The organism is Salegentibacter profundi (genome assembly GCF_054121475.1).
This window is the reverse complement of sequence record NZ_JBSYGG010000012.1, coordinates 88,617-109,739: the sequence shown is the minus strand read 5'-3', so window position 1 is coordinate 109,739 and position 21,123 is coordinate 88,617. Positions and strand designations below refer to the sequence as shown.

Here is a 21,123-nt window from a genome sequence, read left to right as displayed (position 1 = left end):
CTTAATCCACGCTGTTAAAGAACTTCCGCCTACCTTTATAACTCCTGTTATCCCTGTAAGCGGCTGCAAATATACAGGGCTTTTTTACTCCCGCAAGCAAAAATTAAAAGTTTTTTAAAGAAATCTTAAAATGAAATTTTAAGCACTTAGAAACCAAATACTTTAGTCGCAAACTTTAAAAGATAATTTCAGCCTAAATAAAAAATAATGGGTTTCACCTACTGCGTACGATGCCGCGGTCTCTTCCATTTATCGGTGAGTTCAACATATTTAAAATCCAGTGCTGTTGCCTGCGGTTCGAGTACCTCCTGATTAAAGGAACGTTGCAGAATATCTTCAATAATGTAGTCTTCCTGGTTGTTATGCGGATCGTACTTCTCCTTAAGGGATATATCGAACATACTGGCGGTGGTATTATACCAGAAGGCCCGCCAGCCACTTTTAAGGTTTTTCACCAGGTTAAAAGCCGTGGTCCCGGTTTGGCGGTGGATAAGCTTTACCAGGATCTGACCTTCGGTCCGGGTGAGCTTTTTTAATTCAGCGGAAAATTCCTCTTCTATGTAATCCTGGACAATTCGGGTATAGCGTCTTTGGTCACTCTTAGATTCGATCTCATCCAACCTGCTGTTTAAGGAGACCAACCTTTCAGAAGCCAATTTGGCATATGGATACACCTTCCTGGTCTTCCTCCTTAATATAAGGTAACGTCTTCTTTCCTGGAGATTGTCGAATCTAAGATCTTTGAGGATCACCACTTCATCCAGATCTATGGCTTCCCGGGGAATGGTATCTCCCAATATGATCATATAGCGTTTCTGCAGGGTATCCACCTCCGTAGTATCCTCCTGGGCCATCAGTCCTGAACCCATTAATAAAATCAGTATGAAAAGCTTTTTTATCATCAGAAAATTTTTCGCAAATCATCAAGCCAAAATCATTCCAAATTTAATCAATCGCTAGTTGTCATCCGCCTAAATCTTCTTAAATTCGCTCAAATTTCAAACAATATGGATAAAGGAAAAATACTGAATAAAAAATCCATGGATTTCCTGGAAAAATACCTTAATAATGCTGCCCCAACCGGGTACGAGGCTGAAGGCCAGAAGCTATGGATGAAATACCTAAAACCTTATGTAGACGAATTTATTACCGATATCTACGGTACTGCCGTTGGAGTCATTAACCCAGATGCCGAGTTCAAAGTGGTGATCGAAGGCCATGCCGATGAGATCTCCTGGTATGTCAATTACATCACCGATGACGGGCTAATATATGTAGTGAGAAACGGTGGAAGCGATCACCAGATAGCGGCATCCAAGCGGGTCAATATTCATACAAAAAATGGAATAGTTAAAGGAGTCTTTGGCTGGCCAGCCATCCATACCCGTGATAAGGAAAAAGAGCAGGCACCAAAAATGGATAATATCTGTATCGATGTGGGATGTACTACTAAAGAAGAAGTGGAGAACCTCGGAGTCCATGTTGGCTGCGTGATTACCTATCCCGATGATTTCTTTATTCTCAATGAAGATAAATTCGTATGCCGCGCCCTGGATAACCGAATCGGAGGTTTTATGATCGCCCAGGTAGCCCGATTGCTAAAGGAGAACAAAAAGAAACTTCCTTTTGGATTGTATATAACCAATTCGGTCCAGGAAGAGATTGGTTTGCGTGGTGCCGAGATGATCACCCAGCGGATAAAACCCAACGTGGCCATAGTAACCGATGTGACCCACGATACTACGACCCCGATGATCGAGAAGAAAACCAATGGACTGGCAAAGATTGGCGCAGGCCCGGTAATTGCTTACGCACCGGCGGTTCAAAACAACCTAAGAGAGCTGCTTATAGAAACCGCAGAGGAGAAGCAAATTCCTTTCCAGCGGGCAGCGAATTCCAGGTTTACCGGCACCGATACCGATGCTTTTGCTTATAGTAATGGTGGGGTACCTTCCGCCCTTATCTCCTTACCGCTTCGTTATATGCATACCACTGTAGAGATGGTACATAAGAATGATGTGGAAAACGTTATTAACCTTATTTACGAAAGCCTTCTTAGAGTCGAGGGCGACCAGGATTTCAGTTATTTTAAATAATAGAATCTTTTCACAAGAAAAAAAGGCCTTTTCTGTTTCTTTCAGGGAAGGCCTTTTTATTTTTCTTAATTCAATTTTCACATAGCTTTATCACAGCTAAAGGAGAATTCAGCCTATTTTTATGAAAAAAGCTGCTATGACCATTTCTCCAGAGGAGGCCAATCTTATTATACAAGATCCTTACCAGGCCGCCAGCCTTGCAAATCTCCGTTATGTTGGTGAGGAGCAGCTTTCCATTAAGCGCAAAAAACACGGCCGTGGTTTTTCTTATTTCCTAAACGGCTCGCGAATATCGGATAAGCAAACCCTTAAGAAAATCAAAGAGCTGGTGATCCCCCCTGGCTGGACCCAGGTTAGGATCGCCAAGAGCAGCAATGCACACCTGCAGGTTGTGGGAAGGGATGAAAAAAACCGCAAACAATATATGTATCATCCCCTTTGGTCCAAAATAAGGAATGAAACCAAATTCTTTAAGATGGCCGCATTTGGAGAGATCCTACCCAGGATTCGTCGAAAAGTTGACCGTGATCTTGATCATCCTGAAATGAACCAAAGAAAAGTGCTGGCCCTTATCATCAGATTAATGGAGGAAACTCATATTCGGATTGGAAACCAGTATTACGCCAGGGAAAATAAGACCTACGGATTATCCACTTTTAGAAGCAGGCATGTAAAAACCTATAAGGATAAGGTAATCTTTGAGTATATCGGCAAAAAGAACAAGGAGCATTCGGTAAGCTTAAAGAATAAAAAACTCATAAAACTCATCAATCAGTGTGAGGAGATTCCCGGCTGGGAATTATTTAAATTTTACGATGAGAACGGGCAGAAACATAGCATTGACAGTGGAATGATCAATGAGTATATTCGCGATATAAGCGGGGATATATTTTCGGCTAAGGATTTCAGGACCTGGAGTGCTTCAAAGATTTTCTTCGAAACCTTAAAAGAGCTTGGTTATACCGAAGAGGAGCAACAAAACAAAAAGAACCTTCTCAGTGCCTTTGATGCCACTGCTGAGGGCCTGGGTAATACCAGGGCAGTGTGCCGCAGTTACTATGTACATCCCAGGATTGTAAATACCTACCAGACCGGTGAGATCGTTCCTTATTTCAAAGGCGTTAAAAAAGACAGTAGCCAGGGTTACGGTTCCCTTACGCAAACAGAAAAAGCCATCCTGAAACTCATAAAGGATTACGAGGTCTCTCTATAAAAAAAACTGAACCCGGAAAGGTTCAGTTTTAGATTTTATCTGCTAACTATTTAAGCCTGATTGTCGTAGAACTTCAGGGCCTTTATGGCATCCTCTAGTTCTTTTACTTTATGATCAGAAAAATATTTTTTCATCGCTTTATCCCCATCAAAGGCTTTTCTGAAATCCCTGGGTCTTAGCCTTACTTCCTGGGGCCTGTTCTCTCCAATCTCAAGAAAATATTCCATATCGACTTGAAGATGGGCAGGCTTATCCTTATCATAACCGGTCTTGGCCATTTGAGGCTCAATCACGTCGGGTCTTGGCCAACCCAGAAGTTTGACATGATCCCCGTCATAATAACTCACGAAATACCCTTCCAAAAATTCCCCGTCCTGGGTTCTTTTGGAATCGATGAAATAGGTATAACCATCTATGACGTAGGTGATTTTCTTTATACGCGGTAACACATGAATATCTTCCTGTAACTTATTCAATTTTATTTCCATAATGCCTTCCACGGCATTATAACGCAAAAAAGCAGGTTGGGCCCTGCCCTCTTCATCAAGGATAGCTCCTTTTCTGAATTCTTCATCAACAAACGGGGTTCCGGTAAAGCCTTCAGGAGTTTTTTTATAGACCGGGATCACCATACGATCATTGATCAGGGTCTGGCTCTGGATTTGGGCCGATGCGCTGAAGCCAAAGAAAACGACTAAAATCAAAAGGAAATATTTCTTCATTGTAAATGTTTTTGTGTTTTAATAATAATATCAATTATTGTTCCGTCTTTTTTAACAAGGCCTTAAGATATAAAAAAATACCATCCACTACATTCCATTTTTTCTTCCAAAGCGCTCATTTTCCCTAAAAATAACAGTACACTTTAATCCAAAAAAAGGTCGTTTAAAAAGCTATAAAAACTCCTTAAACGACCCATTACATTTATTTTTAAGCAATTAGCCTCTTTCGCTAATAATCTCATCCACGATCTCAGGGTTGAGTAAGGTGGAAGTATCACCGAGGTTCTCTGTCTGTCGGGAAGCGATCTTTCTGAGGATCCTTCGCATAATCTTACCACTGCGGGTCTTAGGCAGGGCACTTACAAACTGAATAACCTCAGGTTTGGCAATAGGGCCTACTTTTTCAGCAATAGACTGGTTGATCTCCTTCCTCAAATTCTCCCGGTCACGGCTCTCACCAACTTCTTTGAGAATCACATAGGCATAAAGGGCATTTCCTTTGATCTCATGTGGGAAGCCAACCACTGCAGATTCCGCTACTGCCGGATGTTCGTTAATGGCATCCTCTATTGGCGCAGTTCCGAGATTATGGCCAGAGACGATAATAACATCATCTACTCTACCGGTGATCCTGTAGTAACCTACCTCGTCGCGCAAAGCGCCGTCGCCGGTAAAGTACATATTCTTAAAGGTAGAGAAATAGGTTTCCCGGTACCTGTCGTGATTGCCCCAGATGGTACGGGCCATTCCCGGCCATGGAAATTTAATACATAAGCGTCCTTCAACCTGGTTACCTTTTATTTCCTCCCCCTTGTCACCCATCAGTGCAGGTTGCACGCCGGGGAAAGGCAAGGTGGCGTAGGTTGGTTTAGCCGGGGTAACATAAGGAATAGGAGAAATCATAATACCGCCGGTTTCCGTTTGCCACCAGGTATCCACGATCGGGCTTTTCTTTTTACCGATATGGTCATTGTACCAGTGCCAGGCCTCTTCGTTAATAGGCTCGCCAACAGAGCCGAGCACCTTAAGCGAGGATAGATCGTATTTCTCCACAAAGTCAGAACTGGTTTTAGCCAGGGATCGGATAGCCGTAGGCGCCGTGTAAAACTGGTTGACCTTATGCTTTTCCACGATCTGCCAGAAACGTCCTGCATCGGGATAAGAAGGCGTACCTTCGAACATCACCGTTGTCGCCCCGTTGGCCAATGGGCCGTAGAGGATATAAGAGTGGCCGGTAATCCAGCCAATATCTGCGGTACACCAGTACACATCATCTTCTTTATATTGAAAGATATTTTTAAAGGTATAAGCGGTATAGACCATATATCCTCCAGTGGTATGCATCATACCTTTTGGTTTTCCGGTAGAACCTGAAGTATAAAGGATAAATAACGGATCCTCAGCATCCATAATCTCTGGAGCACATTGATCTGAAGCCTTATCCAATAATGGCTGTAACCACTCATCCCGGTTCTCTTCCATATGAATATCGCTATTGATCCGATTTACCACCAGGACATCCTCTACATCGGGACAATCCTTAAGGGCTTCATCAGCGATACCTTTAAGGTCAATGGTTTTACTTCCACGGAAAGAACCATCTGCTGTAATCATCATTTTGCAGCCCGCATCATTGGTACGGGTGGCAAGGGCTTTTGAAGAGAAGCCGGCAAAAACCACCGAATGGATGGCCCCTATCCGGGCACAGGCCAGCATGGCAACTGCCAGTTCAGGAATCATCGGAAGGTAGATACAAATCCTATCCCCCTTTTTAACGCCTTTATCCTTGAGCACATTGGCAAACTTATTGACCATTTTATGTAATTCCAGGTAACTTATATGCCTGGCCTCCTCTGATGGCTCGTTAGGTTCCCATATAATTGCTGTCTTGTCCCCACGGGTAAAAAGAAAGCGATCGATACAGTTTTCAGTGATGTTGAGTTTGGCATTCTCAAACCATTTTACCTCCGGCTTGGAAAAATCCCAGCTCAGGACATTATCCCATCGCTTTCGCCAGGTGAAATGTTCCTCGGCGACCTCTTCCCAAAAATTGGCTGGTTCCCGCACCGATTTCCGGTAAACCTGAAAGTATTCCTCTAAATTCTTAATATGATAATTACTCATAGTTTAAATAAAAATATTGATGATGTTACTGTATGTTTTTTAACTTGTTTAATGATGTTCCCGGCAATTTATAAAATTACTATGGAATTCCCTTAAAAAACTGCAAGCCTTAACAAGCTAATTTTAAAAATAAAGGAAAATTATATCAAGAATTAAAAATTGGACCGCCCCCTACCCTTTCATTTAAAAAAAAGAAAACCTGGAAAATGCTGCTTAAAAAACAGCGATTCTTCCAGGTCTCTTCTTACCTTATACAGTAAACTATTTCAAATAGTCCAATACGTTTTTCTCAATGCGAGTTTCGATATCGCTGATATCGCTCTTTACAAACTTCTCCCCGGTGATATTCTCGTAGAGTTCAATATAGCGCTCTGAGACAGAAGTAATATAGGCATCGCTCATCTCAGGCAAGTTCTGCCCTTGTTTACCCTGGAAGCCATGCTCAATAAGCCACTGACGAACAAATTCCTTGGAAAGTTGCTTCTGAGGCTGACCATTCTCCTGGCGCTCCTGGTAGCCCTGGGCATAAAAATATCGGGAAGAATCAGGGGTGTGAATCTCATCGATAAGCACGATTTTTCCTTCCGAGGTCTTCCCAAACTCATACTTGGTATCTACCAGGATGAGCCCTCGTTCTGCGGCGATCTCGGTGCCTCGTTGGAACAATTTTCGGGTATAGTCCTCCAGGACCTCGTAATCCTGGGCAGAAACAATGCCCCGATCAAGGATCTCTTCTTTGGAAATATCCTCATCGTGGTCGCCTTGTTCGGCCTTTGTGGCAGGGGTGATAATCGGCGTGGGAAATTTGTCATTTTCCTTCATCCCTTCGGGAAGGGAAACCCCGCAAAGCTTCCGCTTACCGGATTTATATTCCCTGGCGGCATGGCCTGCCATGTAACCGCGAATGACCATCTCGATTTTAAAAGGCTCACATTTTTCCCCAATGGCTACATTGGGATCCGGGGTAGCCTCCAGCCAGTTGGGAACAAGATCCTCGGTAGCCTGCATCATCTTGGTGGCGATCTGGTTCAGGATCTGTCCTTTGTAAGGGATCCCTTTGGGCATAACCACATCAAAGGCCGAAAGCCTATCGGTGGCTATAATGATCAGTTTATTGTCCTGCAGGCTGTATACATCTCTTACTTTTCCTTTATATACGGCTTGCTGACCAGGAAAATTAAAATTGGTAGTCGTTATCGTGTTTTTCATCAATTCAGGTTAAATCATAAGACAGGCCCGAAAATAATAAAAGAAGAGCATTCAGCGATAAAATCCCAGAATTCCATTCTTCCTGGTAAAAGTCTTTAAGCAAACCCTTACTTCACCTTTAAGAGTGCTATTATAAATAATTCCAGACCGGGCCCAGTTCATTTAGTTATTCAGTATGTTCTATTTCTTTATAAGCGGCGATTATCTTTTTAACCAGTCTATGGCGGATCACATCCTTATCGTCCAGGTAGATCATGCCTACGCCTTTGACATCTTTAAGCACAAGCAAGGCCTCTTTGAGTCCTGAGATCACCCTGCGGGGCAGATCAATCTGGCCAGGATCCCCGGTGACCATAAACTTGGCGTCCTTGCCCATCCGGGTCAGGAACATTTTCATTTGGGCATGGGTGGTATTCTGGGCCTCATCCAGGATGACGAAGGCATGGTCCAGGGTACGGCCACGCATAAAGGCTAGTGGTGCGATCTGGATGATCCCTTTTTCTATAAAGGTCTCCAGTTTTTCGTGGGGGATCATATCCCTTAGCGCATCATAAAGGGGCTGCATGTAAGGGTCCAGTTTTTCCTTAAGGTCCCCGGGAAGGAATCCCAGGTTTTCTCCTGCCTCCACAGCAGGCCTGGTAAGAATGATACGGCGCACCTGTTTTTCTTTAAGCGCTTTTACCGCCAGGGCCACCCCGGTATAGGTCTTCCCGGTTCCGGCAGGACCAATGGCAAAAACCATATCATTTTTCTTGGTGAGTTCCACCAGTTTTCGTTGGTTGGCGGTCTGGGCCTTGATCATTCGACCACTTACCCCGTGAACAAGCACCTCTCCACTTTCGGTGGAAGTCTGATAATCCTCCTTGCTCTGGCTGGTCAGTACCCTTTCAATGACATTTTCATCCAATTTATTGTAGCGCCCGAAATGATCCATCAGCATTGAAAAACGCTCATCAAATTCCTCCAGCATCTCTTCATCTCCAAAAACCTTTATCCTGCTGCCCCGGGCTACGATCTTGAGCTTGGGAAAGTACTTTTTTAAAAGTTCAATATTCTCGTTATGACTACCAAAGAATTCCCTTGGATTAATTTCTGAAAGTTCAATTACAATTTCGTTCAAAGGCTGAGAGTTTTATAGCGTTGGATATCCGTTACATTTAAAATTTTTATAAATAATTTATCCTTTAAGAATACTGATACCATTCTTGATAAATACCGTGTTTTTAACGGGATTTTAAAAGGAGATTAGACAAAATAAATTTTATCTTCGCCTAATACAAACTTACACAAAAATACGCGCTTAGAAGCCAAAAAAATATTAACAATAACCTATGGCCATAATTACCTTAACAACCGATTTTGGAGAGAAAGATTACTTCGCAGGGGCGGTTAAAGGGGCGATTTACACCGAGTTGGAGCAACAGGTAAGGATTGTTGATATTTCCCATTCGGTTTCGCCATTCCACATCAGCGAAGCGGCTTATATCATCCGAAATGCCTACGATAGTTTTCCAAAAGGCAGCATTCATATAATCGGGATCGATTCGGAATTCACCCCTGAGAACAAGCACCTGGCCGTGTTGCTGGATGATCATTATTTTATCTGTGCCAACAACGGCATCCTTTCCCTGCTGGCCTCAGAGATCAAACCTGCGAAAATCGTCGAGATTAATATTCACGACAAATTACAGTCTAATTTCCCGGTTTTGGATGTATTTGTAAAGGTAGCCAGTCACCTGGCCCGGGGCGGAACCCTGGAGGTGATTGGTAAGACTATCAGCCAGATCAAATACCTTAAGGAGTTTGAACCCATCGTCAATACAGATAAAAACCAGATCGTCGGCCATGTGATCTATATCGATAACTATGGAAATGTCATTACCAATATCTCCCGTAAGCTTTTTGAGCACGTAGGGAAATCTCGTAAATTTAAATTAAGCGCCAGGATGGTCGGATTTGAAAATATTCATGAGTCTTATAGTGGCTGGATAAATTTTGAACAGGAAAGAGAAAAACGCGGAGTGGAAGATGGGAAAAAACTGGCCCTTTTTAATTCGGCCGGTTATATCGAACTGGCTATCTACAAAAGCAACCCCTCTACCGTGGGCAGCGCTTCGACGCTCTTCGGTCTGGAACTAAGGGATACGGTAACCATAAATTTTCAATAAACTATGCTGAAGAGGATCGTGAAAATGAGTTTTGAGCCTGACAGAATTGAGGAATTTCTAGCCAACTTTGAAGCCAATAAATCGAAAATTCGGAATTTTGAAGGTTGCAGGCATCTGGAATTACTTAGAGATAAAGATAATACAAACCGTTTTTTTACGTATAGTTACTGGGTAGATCAGGCGGCCTTGGAAAACTATCGCAATTCAGCGCTATTTAAAGGGATCTGGACAGAAACCAAAGCGATGTTCAACGAAAGACCGGAAGCCTGGAGTGTAGAAAGCCTATAGATGTTAAACCTTGAAATTATTAAAAGTAAATTGGTCTGGGCAGTGGAAGGAAACAAGGGTAATACCCACACCGATCAATACCTGAATTCATGTTAGCAATTTTAAATAAAGAAATACAATCTTTTTTTTCCTCTCCAATAGGCTATCTGGTCATCGGAATATTTTTGGTAACCTGTGGTTTATTCCTCTTTATTTTCCCGGGACAATATAATATCCTAGACAGTGGTTTTGCCGATATCAAAGCCTTCTTTGACCTGGCACCATGGATCTTCATCTTTCTTATTCCGGCCATCAGTATGAAAAGTTTCGCTGAAGAAAAACGCAGGGGTACTCTGGAACTTTTGCTCACCCGTCCGATAGGGTTTAAACAGCTTGTTTTAGGAAAATATCTTGGCGCCCTGACATTAGTACTTCTGACGATAATTCCCAGTGTGATATACGTGATAACTATTGATCAGTTAGGGAATCCCGAGGGGAATTTTGATCTTGGTGCCACCCTGGGTTCCTATTTAGGCCTGGTCTTTCTGGCTGCCTGTTATACCGCGATAGGGATCTTTTCCTCCTCGCTCACCCAGAATCAGATCGTGGCATTTATCATTGGCGTTTTCCTGTGTTTTTTAAGTTATTTCGCTTTTGAAGCCCTTTACTCGGCAAGAATTTCCGGTGGAAATTACGGGCTGGAATACCTGGGCATTAGCTATCACTATCAAAGCATAAGCCGCGGCGTCATAGACAGTCGGGACTTAATTTATTTTATAAGTTTCATTTTCCTATTTCTAAAACTCACGGAAATTAGACTTAAAAACCTGCAATTAAAATCCTGATCTTGAAGCATAGCAAAACATATAGATCACTTATCATCATGGTTGTGGCCATTGCCATTGTAAATTGGCTGGCATCAGCCTTCTTTACCCGTTGGGATCTCACCGAAGATAATCGCTATACCCTCTCTCCTGCCGCGCTGAATATTATTGACGATGTGGAAGAACCAGTGATCATTGATGTTTTCCTGGAGGGTCAGTTCCCGGCGGAATTCCGAAGGTTAAAAAATGAGACCAGGCAAATGCTGGAAGAGTTTGCTGCCTATAATCACCATATTAAATTTAATTTTATCGATCCCCTGGAAGAGGAAGGGGATGCAGAAGCCATTGCGACAGAATTCTATGAAATGGGAATGACTCCCGCGAGGATTTCAGTGCAGGAAAACGGAAAAAGTTCGGAAGCCCTGATATTCCCTTGGGCCATGGCCAATTACGGGGAACAATCGGTGAAGATTCCCCTTTTAAAGAATCAGTTAGGAGCCTCAGACCAGGAACTGGTTAACAACTCGGTACAACAATTGGAATACGCTTTTGCCGATGGCCTGAGCAAGCTCATTTATCCACGGGAAAAAAAGATTGCAGTGATGCGAGGCAACGCTGAACTTCCCGATTCCCGAATAGTGGATTTGATAAGGAGCCTGCAGGATTATTACCTGCTCGCCCCCTTCACCCTGGACTCTGCCGAGGTGAATCCTGAAAAAACCCTGGAGGATCTAAAAAATTACGACCTGATCATTGAGGCTAAGCCTACCGAGGCCTATTCAGAAAACGAAAAATATATCCTGGACCAGTACACTATGGATGGCGGGAAATCCATATGGCTCACCGAGAGTGTAGCCATGGAGACCGACAGTTTAATGAACCCGGCCGGTACGGCCCTGGCCTACCCCAGGGATCTGAACCTGGGCGATATGTTCTTTGCTTACGGCGTACGCATCAACCCGGTCTTAATCAACGACATTTATTCTGCGCCTATCATCCTGGCCTCGGGCAGCGGCAACAATACCAGGTTCAATCCTTACCCCTGGTTTTACAGTCCGCTAAGCGCTTCTCCCAACGATCACCCAATAATCAACAATATAGAGGCAGTAAAATTTGAATATGCCAACCAGATCGATACCCTGGAAAACCAGGTAAACAAAACCATCCTCCTAAGTAGTTCCCCCCAAACAAAGGTTGAAGGAACCCCGAAGCAGATTAGTTTAAGTATGGTTGGGCAAGAGCCGGATCTCAGTAGTTATAAGGATGGGGAACAGCCCCTTGCGGTTTTACTGGAAGGGGAATTTACCTCGGCTTACAAAAACAGGATCAAACCTTTCAAAATAGCTTCCGACCTGGAAAGCAGTAAGGAAACCAAGATGCTGGTCATCGCCGACGGGGATGTAATTAAAAATGAAGTACAGCGCGGAGAGCCCCTGGAACTCGGTTTTGAACGCTACACTGGTAACACTTACGGGAACAAGGAATTCCTGATCAACGCGGTAAACTATATGCTGGATGACACCGGGCTCATGGAGATAAGGAGCAAGGAGATCAATATCGCGTTTCTGGATAAGGAGAAAGCCTCAGCCGAGCGGAAAAAATGGCAGGTGATCAATATCGCAGTCCCTTTGGTCCTGCTGCTTATCTTTGGATTGGCCTTCAATTTTTTCCGAAAAAGAAAATATGTGAAATAGCGATAAGGCCTTCACCGGGAATCACTCTTCCTTGGAACATATTAACAATTTTTATCACCGGAACTTTCGCAATATATTGTTATATAGATAATTACAGGCTTTAATCTATATTTTGATGTTAATAAAAACTCCCTGGGAAACAGGGGATTTTTGAAGGATTAAAATATATTTGTAACTGATTCTAATTAATCAAGACAAGCCGATGAAATTTATTGTATCCAGCAGTTACCTGCTGAAACAGCTTCAAATACTGGGCGGAGTAATTAACAATAACAACACCCTCCCTATTCTAGACAATTTTTTATTTGACCTAAAGCAGGATGAACTTACGGTATCTGCCTCGGACCTGGAAACCACGATGTCTGCCAAATTAAAGGTGGACTCTGATTCTGAAGGCAAGATCGCGGTACCTGCAAAACTGCTTTTGGAAACGCTGAAGACGTTTCCGGAACAGCCTTTAACCTTTGTAGCTGAAGATAACAATACCATAGAACTTAGTTCCAACCACGGAAAATACGCCCTTGCCTATGCACATGGCGAAGAATTTCCGAATCCTGTAGAGCTGGAAGATCCAAGCAGTACTAGGATTGAAGGTGACATCCTCTCCACAGCTATCGGGAAGACCATTTTTGCCTCAGGGAACGATGACCTTCGCCCGGTGATGAGCGGGGTGTTCTTTCAGTTCTCTTCTGAAGGTTTAACCTTTGTGGCTACCGATGCCCATAAGCTGGTAAAATATTCCCGCGAAGATGTTACGGCTAATCAGTCGGCTGAGTTTATTATGCCTAAAAAGCCTTTAACGCTTTTAAAGGGTATTCTTGCAGGAAGCGAAAGCGAAGTACTGATCGAATATAACGACTCTAACGCAAAGTTCACCTTTGATGATACCGAACTGGTATGTCGTCTAATCGATGGAAAATACCCGAATTATGAAGCGGTAATTCCCAAGGAGAATCCAAATAAACTAACTATAGAAAGAAACCAGTTCCTGAGCTCAGTGCGCAGGGTTTCTATCTTCTCTAATAAAACCACCCACCAGGTAAGACTTAAGATCGCCGGGGCCGAACTCAATATATCTGCCGAAGACGTAGATTACAGCAACAAGGCTGAAGAGCGGTTAACCTGTTCATACCAGGGTGATGATATGCAGATCGGGTTTAACTCGCGTTTCCTTACTGAAATGTTGAATAACCTGACCTCAGATGAAGTTCAACTGGAAATGAGCCTGCCTAACCGTGCAGGAATCCTAACCCCGGTCGATGGGTTGGATCCGGGAGAAAAGATCATTATGCTGGTTATGCCAGTAATGCTTAACAATTAAGACAAACCCCCTATCCCCCCGAAGGGGGATTTTGTCTTTTTCTATTCCCCATGGGGAATGAGAATAAACAAGATCAAAAAAAACCTCACAGGTAATAAATATCCGTGAGGTTTTTTAGTTGTAATTATTTGAGGATCTGAATGCTAAAGGGATAATGTGGCATCTGGCCATTGCTGACCTTAATAGCATTTACTATAGGAAGCACTAACATTATTATGGCGATTACCACCAGGGCAATAAGGCCGAGACCCAAAAGGAAAATAAGCGGTACGGCAATAATGCTATAAATAAACATGCTTATCTGGAAATTCAGGATCATCTTGCCATGCAGATCCATGCCCGCGACTTTGTCTTTCTGGGTCAGCCATAGGATAAGCGGGACCAGGAAACCGCCAATTCCGGTAACAAGATCCAGCAATTGACTAAGGTGTGTTAGCACAAGCATTTGATTATCCTCTCTCATGGTCAAAGTATTGATTGGTTAGTTTTGTTAGTTAAAAATATCAACTTCTTTATAAATATGACGCCCGGATCTTAAAAATGTTACAAATCCTGGTTTTGTTAATTTTCTTCTACCACCTTTGGAGAGGGTTATGGGGCAACCTATCTTTGCACTATGAAAATGAATGACACTATAGTAGCCCTGGCGACTCCTTCGGGAGCCGGAGCTATTGCAATAATAAGAGTTTCCGGACCCAAGGCTATGGAGATCGTGGCTCCACTGTTTAAGACCAGGAGTAAAAAGCCTCTTGAAAAACAGCCAAGCCACACCCTTCATCTGGGCAACCTGATAGATGGTCAGCGCACCTTGGACGAGGTCCTGGTTTCTGTTTTCAGAGGAACAAAGTCCTATACCGGGGAAGAAACCATAGAAATCTCATGCCACGGAAGTCCTTATATCCAACAGGAAATCATTCAGCTCCTTGTAAGAAAAGGATGCCGTTCTGCCGAGGCCGGAGAATTTACCATGCGTGCCTTTTTAAACGGGAAAATGGATTTGAGCCAGGCCGAGGCCGTGGCTGATCTTATTTCTTCGGAAAACCAGGCAAGCCACCAGATGGCAATGCAACAAATGCGAGGTGGGTTTTCCAGTGAGATCCACAGGCTAAGACAGGAGCTGCTCGACTTTGCCTCCTTGATAGAACTGGAATTGGATTTTTCAGAAGAGGATGTAGAGTTTGCCAACCGGGAACAATTTAAAGAACTTGTGGCTAAAATTCAGCAGGTCCTTAAAAGACTCATCGATTCCTTTGCTACCGGGAATGTACTGAAAAACGGAATACCTGTGGCGATTGTAGGAGAACCCAATGTAGGGAAATCCACATTGCTCAATGCGCTGCTCAATGAAGAGCGCGCCATTGTTTCAGAAATTGCCGGTACGACCAGGGACAGTATTGAAGATGAGATGAGTATTGGTGGGGTTGGTTTCAGATTCATCGATACGGCAGGAATACGGGAAACCCAGGATGTGGTAGAAAGCATAGGTATCAAACGGACATTTGATAAAATAAGCCAGGCTCAGGTAGTTGTAGCCCTGATAGACAGTGGGAAGTGGCAGGCAGATATCAGAAACCGGAAACCCCAGCAAAACACCGCTCCCAGAAAGGGTGAATTGGATGTTTTTCTACATGAAATTGAAAAAATCAAAAACAAGTTTCCTCAGAAACCTCTTATTATCATAGCCAACAAGATCGATCAACTTTCAGAGGAAGAAAGAATGAAACTGGCTCAGGCCTTAAATGACATTGAAGGATCAAGCCTGCAGTTGCTTTCAGCCAAGACCGGCGAAGGTGTGGAAGAACTTAAGATGAAACTTCTGGAGTTTGTCAATACGGGAGCTTTGCGAAACAACAACACTATTGTAACTAATAGCCGACATTATAACGCATTATTAAAAGCACTGGAAGAAATCAACAAGGTTGAAGAAGGCCTTAACAACAATCTTTCAGGAGACCTGCTGGCAATAGATATAAGAGAAGCACTTCATTATTTTGGAGAGATCACCGGCGAGGTCACCAATGACGAATTATTAGGAAATATTTTTTCTAATTTTTGTATTGGCAAATAGAAAATCAAACCAACAAAAACAAAAACAAATCAAATCGTACACTATTAAAGGGTTTAGAAACAAAAGTTGTTTTGTTGTCTTTTTTTAAAAGGTACATTTTTTTTGAAATATGTACCTTTTATAATAAAATTTATATTTAGATTTGGCTTATGAATGTCTCTTATTTACTTCAAAAGCCACTAAAAATGAATATAAAAATTGTGTCCCAAAAATTTAGGGAGATTACGACTCCTAATTCCTTCTATAGCCCCTTAAAAACGCAAGCGAAATGTCCCTTAGAGATATCTAATCGAGCAAATCAACATTAAAATTGATCTATGAGCTCTAATATTAGAATCAAGAAAAAGTGCCAGCTCTGCAACAGCGAATTCATCGCAAAAACTACTGTTACCAAATTCTGCGGAGACACCTGCGCAAAGATCGCCTACAAAGCCAGAAAACGGGCTGAAAAGATTCAGAAAGCTTCAAAACCTCAGAAGGTAAAGGCTGATCCCAAGGAAAAAGTCCAGGATTTACAACTGAAGGAATTTCTCAGCGTCAAAGAAGCGGCCATTTTACTCGGCTGTTCAGTAAAGACTATTTATCGTCTCATAGACAATGAACAGTTAAAAGCAGTCAATTTGGGACAAAGACTTACTCGTATTAAGAGAACTGAAGTAGATTATATTTTTAACCAACAAAATTAACCCATGGCAAACGTTACCTTAAGATCCAAGCCTTTAAAAGATGGTATGCTTAGTCTTTATCTTGATTATTATCCACCAGTCATTATTCCTAAAACAGCCAAGCTTTCCCGAAGAGAGTTTTTAAAACTCAAGATTTATGAATTTCCTGAAAATGCACAGGAAGAAAGATTTAATGAGTCACAACTTGAAATAGCTGAGGAAATTAGAGCTACCCGATTTCTGCAACTTAAGAATAAGGAATTTGGATTGGTAGATAATATTGTAATGGATATCAAATTCAGTCAGTATTTCCAAGAAGTAGTAGATGAGTATTATAACACGGGAAGCAAAGGCAACTACCATTCCTGGAAATCCTCACTTGATTACTGGAAAGCTTTTATGGGAGAGGATTTGACAACACAAAACTTGACTGAATGGCATGTTAGCAACTACAGAAATTTTCTTCTCACTACAAAAAACCTGAGGACCAATAAAGGGAAGTTAGCCATTAATACCGCCTCCAGCTATTACAAGAATTTCATTATGGTCTTGAAAAAGGCTTACAAGGATAAACTCCTTTCTAAAAATTTAGCTGAGGATGCCAGATATATAAAAGAACAAGAAACACATAGGGAGTACCTATCCGAAAAGGAATTATCAAAGCTATGGAAAACCCCTATTGATAATGTAAAAGTGAAACATATGGCCGTTTTCTCTGCTTTAACAGGTCTTCGATTTTCTGACGTAATTAATCTGAAGTGGGAAGATGTTTATGAGGACTCCCACCAGGGCTACTACATTCAATTCAGGGAACAAAAAACAGGAAATATTAAGAACCACCCTATCTCCAAATCAGCTGTAAATATTCTCAGTGAACAAGAATCGAAGGAAGGACAGATTTTTACTGATATCACATATTCTCAAATTTCCAGGCCTCTTAAAAAATGGCTCCTCGAGGCAGGTATTCACAAGAAAATTACTTTTCACAATTTTAGGCACAGTTATGCCACACTACAGTTAGCTAATGGAACTGATATTTACACGGTATCAAAGCTATTGGGCCATAAAAATGTATCTACAACACAGATATATACTAAGGTCATGGATCAAAACAAGGTAAAAGCAGCTAATAGGATAAACTTAGACTTGGATGGACTATAGTAAGTTATTTAAAGAGAAATACCGGGTCACCTTTCAGAACTTAGAAGATTTCGTCAATAGTGAATTCAAAAGCTCAAAGGAAGACGATGAGGATGAGCGGGATTATCAGGAGACTTATAATGAAGTAAGATCTAAACTCGAAAAATGGCGAAACGAACATTTTGAAAGATCCTCACTCAAACCTGATGTTGAAATATACAACTACTTTACCTCCCGTAACAACAAGGTAAATTTCCCTGAACACCTTTTTCCCGGGGTCCTGGAGAAGAAGACTAAAAAGTTATTCTTAGAGAAGCATTCTGAAGCAGAATATTTTTCCTTCATTGAGGACTTAGCAGAGAATAAAGCTTATAAAGATTTTGTAGATATCACTAACAATTTTGACAAGTACATCCAACTCGTCTACAAGGATAAGAAGTGGAAACCAATAGAGTTTGAGAAATTTGATCACAACTACGAATCGGCTGAATACTTTTTAAAACTTCATAAAAAGATATATCCCCAACAAACTCAAACCAGAAGTAAGACAACTAAAGACTATACTGAGCAAATTACCCAAACTCAACAACGGCTGAGATCTTTTAAAGAGGAAGAAAAAATATTTCTCCTCAAAGTGTTTTACCAAGAAATCATATTTCATAAAGGATTAGGTAGAACAGAATTTATAAAGTTCTCACATGTTATTTCAGGCATGGAGGATTTATCAATATTTTACAAGAAAGCGGAAAGCGCTAAATCTTACAACTTATTCCAAAGAGACTACGATCATTTCTTCAAGTTTCAGGATGGAAAATTCTTAGAACTTCTAATTAATAAGCTGGAAAAATTAGGTCTCAAAAGACTGGAGGCTGAAGTAAGAATGATCCAAAGTAAAACATAATAATTCGAGCCAAACTGATTGAAAAAGTAAAACCAGCTACCCAAAATAGCTGGTTTTTTTGTGTTCTTTTTCGAATTATTACTTTCTCATTGTGCTGGGAATTAACCACATACCTAAAACCCATGGTCTGCCCAGGGGTCACCCACCTATGACCGGTACCCTGTGGATTCTCTATATTCTTGTACCCTGTAACAATAAACCCCTTAAAAAAACAGGATTATGAAAGACCTGAATTTGATCACCAGCGAGGATCTTAAAAAGCTCGCTACAGAACTCTACCAGCTAACAAAGAAGGAAGCTGAAGAAAACAACCAGGAGGACATCTTGAACGCCAAGCAAGCTGCAAAACTCCTGGACTTAAGTCCAGCCACAATCTACGGTAAAACCCACCGGAACGAAATCCCCTTCTTTAAACAAGGAAAAAAGCTGCTCTTCTCACGAGCTGCTCTTTTAGAGTGGCTTAGGAAAGGGGAAAATCCAGTGGCAAGCATAACATCAACTACAGCCAAATCAAAAGCAGCCGAATATTTACACAATAACCGAAGATTTTAAACAAACTATAAAATACATACCATGAAAAAAATTGAAAAAAAATGTTTTCACTGTTCTGAACCCTTTTGGACTACTACTGATGACAAAATTCCTTTTTGCCGTCGCGTAACCTGCCAAGAGACGGCAGCATTATTAGAAGTAGAAAAGAATTTGGACCGCTTAGTGAGGGCCATTACACCACATATAATTACTACCAAGACAGGAAGAAAGAATCTGAAGAACAAAGCTAATTTTTTGATCAACAGAAACAAGAATAGATATATCCCTATAAAGAATCTGCCAAGAGGGCCTAAGGGAGTGACCGCTAAGTTTGATGTTGTAAAACAAGAGGTAGTATATCGAACCTTTAAAGAATTATCCAAAACTCGTTAACCTAACGTTACTTTAACTTACAATAATGGAAAAACACCTATATACGTGCGATTACTGCTCCAAAACCTACATACCGAGAAGGAGATATAAACAAAGATTCTGCAGCAACAGCTGCAGAGTCAACTCCCACAAACGTAAAAACAAACTATCTCCAGCGAAACCAGATGAAGGTTTAAAAGCACCTACGCAGAAGCCTCCTAAAGAAGGAATTTCTATGGCAGGAATCGGTAATGCAGCTATAGCGAATGTTGTTACTGAAGTCGGAAAATCAATATTTATCAAAGAAGAAAACAAGCCTGCCACGAAAGGTGACATTCAAGCCCTGGCAAGCAAAATTACCGATAGATATATTCCAATAAAGAACATGGATGCACGAGCTGACGGTGCTCCGGCTTATTTTGACACTACCTTAAAAGAAATTGTCCACCTTAAGTTTTTGCCCCCATGGAAATAGAAAATCTTAAGGATATTGAGGAGGCAATATTGAAACATAGCTCCAGCTTGGAAGATAAGGCTGTTAGGCAGCTTCACCAAATTATTGATAAGTTGCCTCCATACATCAATCAATTAATAAACGAAGCATTTGAACATAAGAGAATACCAAAGGAGTACCTGTTAACATCCATACTTTTTGCCTTCAGTAATACGGCAGGTTTAGCAATACGGCTGGATGCGATGGGATATTCTAACTATAGCAATATCTATGCGGCTATTATCGGTAGCAGGGGAGACGTAAAATCCCCTGCTATGGATTTGGCCACAGAGCCACTTAAAACATATGATGATGTACAATACCAGGAATTTCGAGATAGGTCATTGCAGGACAGCACTGAGGAGCCACAAGGGAGAAAACAACTGTTCATACAAGACGCCACAATTGAAGCTGCTTACTTCAAACATTATCATAATCCCTTTTCACTGGGAATCTTAATGGATGAACTATACCACCTAATTGAAAAAATGGGCAATCCTTCAAGTAAGGATGGCCCAGGTTGGCGTACGCTTTTATTGCAAGGGAATACTAACAAATTTGTGGACATAGTAAGAAAGACAACAGAAAGTTTCCGCTTGACAAGGTCCTACCCGGTGCTGATGGGTTCCATACAGCAAGAATTTATACCTAAAATTTTTGCAGGAGGCAATTTAGAAAGCGGCTTGACGGACCGCCTCCTCTTTACGCCCAAACTAACGCACAACTCGAAGCTCTCCAGATTTCCTATAGGTCAAGACTGTATAAAACGGTATTCAGATAACCTATTAAGAGTGATGGAGTATAGAAAGCTTGTTGAGGACTCAGAAACAAAAGACCCTCTTGTCCTGACTTGTACTTCAGAGGCAGAGGACAGATTGTTCGATTACACCCAAAACTTGATCCAATTACAAGAGAGTTCAGAAGAAATAGAAAAAGGATATTTAGCAAAAGCTCAAATAAACATTCACAAGCTAATAATCCTCACGCACCTTATAAAAGAATCAGCTACTCCTGAATTTCGTTTAAAAATAGATCTGGAAACCGTGGAGGAAGCCATAATGATCATGGATTTTTACTTTACCAATTTCCAGATCATTATTGATAAACTCGACAACCATACCCTGGATATTGATTTGAATCATGTAGTAAGACTTGGTGTTAGAAATAAAGCTACGCAACAAGAGATAGCATCAGTTATAGGAAAAGACAAGTCCACAGTTTGCCGGAAAATAGCCAAAATGAAAATTTAGATGCAACCTGCAACTTGCATTTTTGTCTTAAACGCCTCACATCACGCTGAATTATAGATCGTTGA

General features: G+C 41.6%; 21 protein-coding genes. 15 read left to right on the top strand and 6 right to left on the bottom strand.

Annotated features, from left to right (window positions below; translation table 11 throughout):
- Window positions 1-218: 218 nt before the first annotated feature.
- Complete coding sequence (locus tag ACW6NC_RS13825; protein ID WP_457866876.1) at window positions 219-902, bottom strand: DUF4294 domain-containing protein; 684 nt, start codon at window positions 900-902, stop codon at window positions 219-221.
- Between the two features lie 105 nt (window positions 903-1,007).
- Here ACW6NC_RS13825 and ACW6NC_RS13820 point away from each other — a divergent pair, with 105 nt between their 5' ends.
- Together ACW6NC_RS13820 and ACW6NC_RS13815 are read left to right on the top strand one after the other, a co-directional pair.
- A complete protein-coding gene (locus tag ACW6NC_RS13820; protein ID WP_457866875.1) occupies window positions 1,008-2,096 on the top strand; it encodes a M42 family metallopeptidase in 1,089 nt (362 codons plus the stop codon).
- Window positions 2,097-2,232: 136 nt separating this feature from the next.
- Complete coding sequence (locus ACW6NC_RS13815) at window positions 2,233-3,309, top strand: DNA topoisomerase IB (protein WP_457866878.1); 1,077 nt, start codon at window positions 2,233-2,235, stop codon at window positions 3,307-3,309.
- Between the two features lie 50 nt (window positions 3,310-3,359).
- Here the strand turns inward: ACW6NC_RS13815 and ACW6NC_RS13810 are convergent, their stop codons facing one another.
- The 4 genes from ACW6NC_RS13810 to ACW6NC_RS13795 all read right to left on the bottom strand — a co-directional run bounded on the left by ACW6NC_RS13810 (window position 3,360) and on the right by ACW6NC_RS13795 (window position 8,484).
- A complete protein-coding gene (locus ACW6NC_RS13810; RefSeq protein WP_457866874.1) occupies window positions 3,360-4,031 on the bottom strand; it encodes a hypothetical protein in 672 nt (223 codons plus the stop codon).
- Between the two features lie 216 nt (window positions 4,032-4,247).
- A complete protein-coding gene (gene acs / locus ACW6NC_RS13805; protein WP_457866872.1) occupies window positions 4,248-6,155 on the bottom strand; it encodes an acetate--CoA ligase in 1,908 nt (635 codons plus the stop codon).
- Between the two features lie 261 nt (window positions 6,156-6,416).
- The gene (locus ACW6NC_RS13800) at window positions 6,417-7,364 is read right to left on the bottom strand and encodes a phosphoribosylaminoimidazolesuccinocarboxamide synthase (RefSeq protein ID WP_457866871.1); all 948 of its coding nucleotides are present in this window, start codon (window positions 7,362-7,364) and stop codon (window positions 6,417-6,419) included.
- 166 nt (window positions 7,365-7,530) lie between these two features.
- Entirely contained in the window at window positions 7,531-8,484 is a 954-nt protein-coding gene (locus tag ACW6NC_RS13795) for a PhoH family protein (protein ID WP_457866870.1), read from the bottom strand.
- Between the two features lie 211 nt (window positions 8,485-8,695).
- On the opposite strand from ACW6NC_RS13795, the gene ACW6NC_RS13790 reads away from it, so the two are divergent.
- The 5 genes from ACW6NC_RS13790 (at window position 8,696) to dnaN (ending at window position 13,638) form a co-directional block, all read left to right on the top strand.
- Complete coding sequence (locus ACW6NC_RS13790; protein ID WP_457866868.1) at window positions 8,696-9,532, top strand: SAM hydrolase/SAM-dependent halogenase family protein; 837 nt, start codon at window positions 8,696-8,698, stop codon at window positions 9,530-9,532.
- A 3-nt stretch (window positions 9,533-9,535) separates the two neighbouring features.
- A complete protein-coding gene (locus ACW6NC_RS13785) occupies window positions 9,536-9,820 on the top strand; it encodes a putative quinol monooxygenase (RefSeq protein ID WP_457866866.1) in 285 nt (94 codons plus the stop codon).
- A gap of 89 nt (window positions 9,821-9,909) precedes the next feature.
- The gene (gene gldF / locus ACW6NC_RS13780) at window positions 9,910-10,644 is read left to right on the top strand and encodes a gliding motility-associated ABC transporter permease subunit GldF (RefSeq protein WP_457866865.1); all 735 of its coding nucleotides are present in this window, start codon (window positions 9,910-9,912) and stop codon (window positions 10,642-10,644) included.
- 2 nt (window positions 10,645-10,646) lie between these two features.
- Entirely contained in the window at window positions 10,647-12,317 is a 1,671-nt protein-coding gene (gldG, locus tag ACW6NC_RS13775; RefSeq protein ID WP_457866863.1) for a gliding motility-associated ABC transporter substrate-binding protein GldG, read from the top strand.
- Window positions 12,318-12,519: 202 nt separating this feature from the next.
- Complete coding sequence (gene dnaN / locus ACW6NC_RS13770; protein WP_457866861.1) at window positions 12,520-13,638, top strand: DNA polymerase III subunit beta; 1,119 nt, start codon at window positions 12,520-12,522, stop codon at window positions 13,636-13,638.
- Between the two features lie 124 nt (window positions 13,639-13,762).
- On the opposite strand, the gene ACW6NC_RS13765 is transcribed toward dnaN, so the two are convergent.
- The gene (locus tag ACW6NC_RS13765; RefSeq protein WP_457866860.1) at window positions 13,763-14,101 is read right to left on the bottom strand and encodes a DUF4870 domain-containing protein; all 339 of its coding nucleotides are present in this window, start codon (window positions 14,099-14,101) and stop codon (window positions 13,763-13,765) included.
- Between the two features lie 153 nt (window positions 14,102-14,254).
- On the opposite strand from ACW6NC_RS13765, the gene mnmE reads away from it, so the two are divergent.
- The 8 genes from mnmE to ACW6NC_RS13725 all read left to right on the top strand — a co-directional run bounded on the left by mnmE (window position 14,255) and on the right by ACW6NC_RS13725 (window position 21,058).
- A complete protein-coding gene (gene mnmE, locus ACW6NC_RS13760; protein WP_457866858.1) occupies window positions 14,255-15,706 on the top strand; it encodes a tRNA uridine-5-carboxymethylaminomethyl(34) synthesis GTPase MnmE in 1,452 nt (483 codons plus the stop codon).
- Window positions 15,707-16,023: 317 nt separating this feature from the next.
- Entirely contained in the window at window positions 16,024-16,392 is a 369-nt protein-coding gene (locus ACW6NC_RS13755) for a helix-turn-helix transcriptional regulator (RefSeq protein ID WP_457866856.1), read from the top strand.
- Between the two features lie 3 nt (window positions 16,393-16,395).
- Complete coding sequence (locus ACW6NC_RS13750) at window positions 16,396-17,532, top strand: tyrosine-type recombinase/integrase (protein WP_457866854.1); 1,137 nt, start codon at window positions 16,396-16,398, stop codon at window positions 17,530-17,532.
- Window positions 17,522-18,412, top strand: coding sequence for a hypothetical protein (locus ACW6NC_RS13745; protein ID WP_457866853.1), 891 nt, complete (start codon window positions 17,522-17,524; stop codon window positions 18,410-18,412). The genes ACW6NC_RS13750 and ACW6NC_RS13745 overlap by 11 nt, the downstream gene beginning before the upstream one ends.
- A 219-nt stretch (window positions 18,413-18,631) precedes the next feature.
- The gene (locus ACW6NC_RS13740) at window positions 18,632-18,964 is read left to right on the top strand and encodes a helix-turn-helix domain-containing protein (RefSeq protein WP_457866851.1); all 333 of its coding nucleotides are present in this window, start codon (window positions 18,632-18,634) and stop codon (window positions 18,962-18,964) included.
- A 21-nt stretch (window positions 18,965-18,985) separates the two neighbouring features.
- Entirely contained in the window at window positions 18,986-19,336 is a 351-nt protein-coding gene (locus ACW6NC_RS13735) for a hypothetical protein (protein WP_457866849.1), read from the top strand.
- Between the two features lie 25 nt (window positions 19,337-19,361).
- Entirely contained in the window at window positions 19,362-19,790 is a 429-nt protein-coding gene (locus ACW6NC_RS13730; RefSeq protein ID WP_457866847.1) for a hypothetical protein, read from the top strand.
- A complete protein-coding gene (locus ACW6NC_RS13725) occupies window positions 19,781-21,058 on the top strand; it encodes a DUF3987 domain-containing protein (protein ID WP_457866846.1) in 1,278 nt (425 codons plus the stop codon). The genes ACW6NC_RS13730 and ACW6NC_RS13725 overlap by 10 nt, the downstream gene beginning before the upstream one ends.
- The last annotated feature ends 65 nt before the right edge of the window (window positions 21,059-21,123 follow it).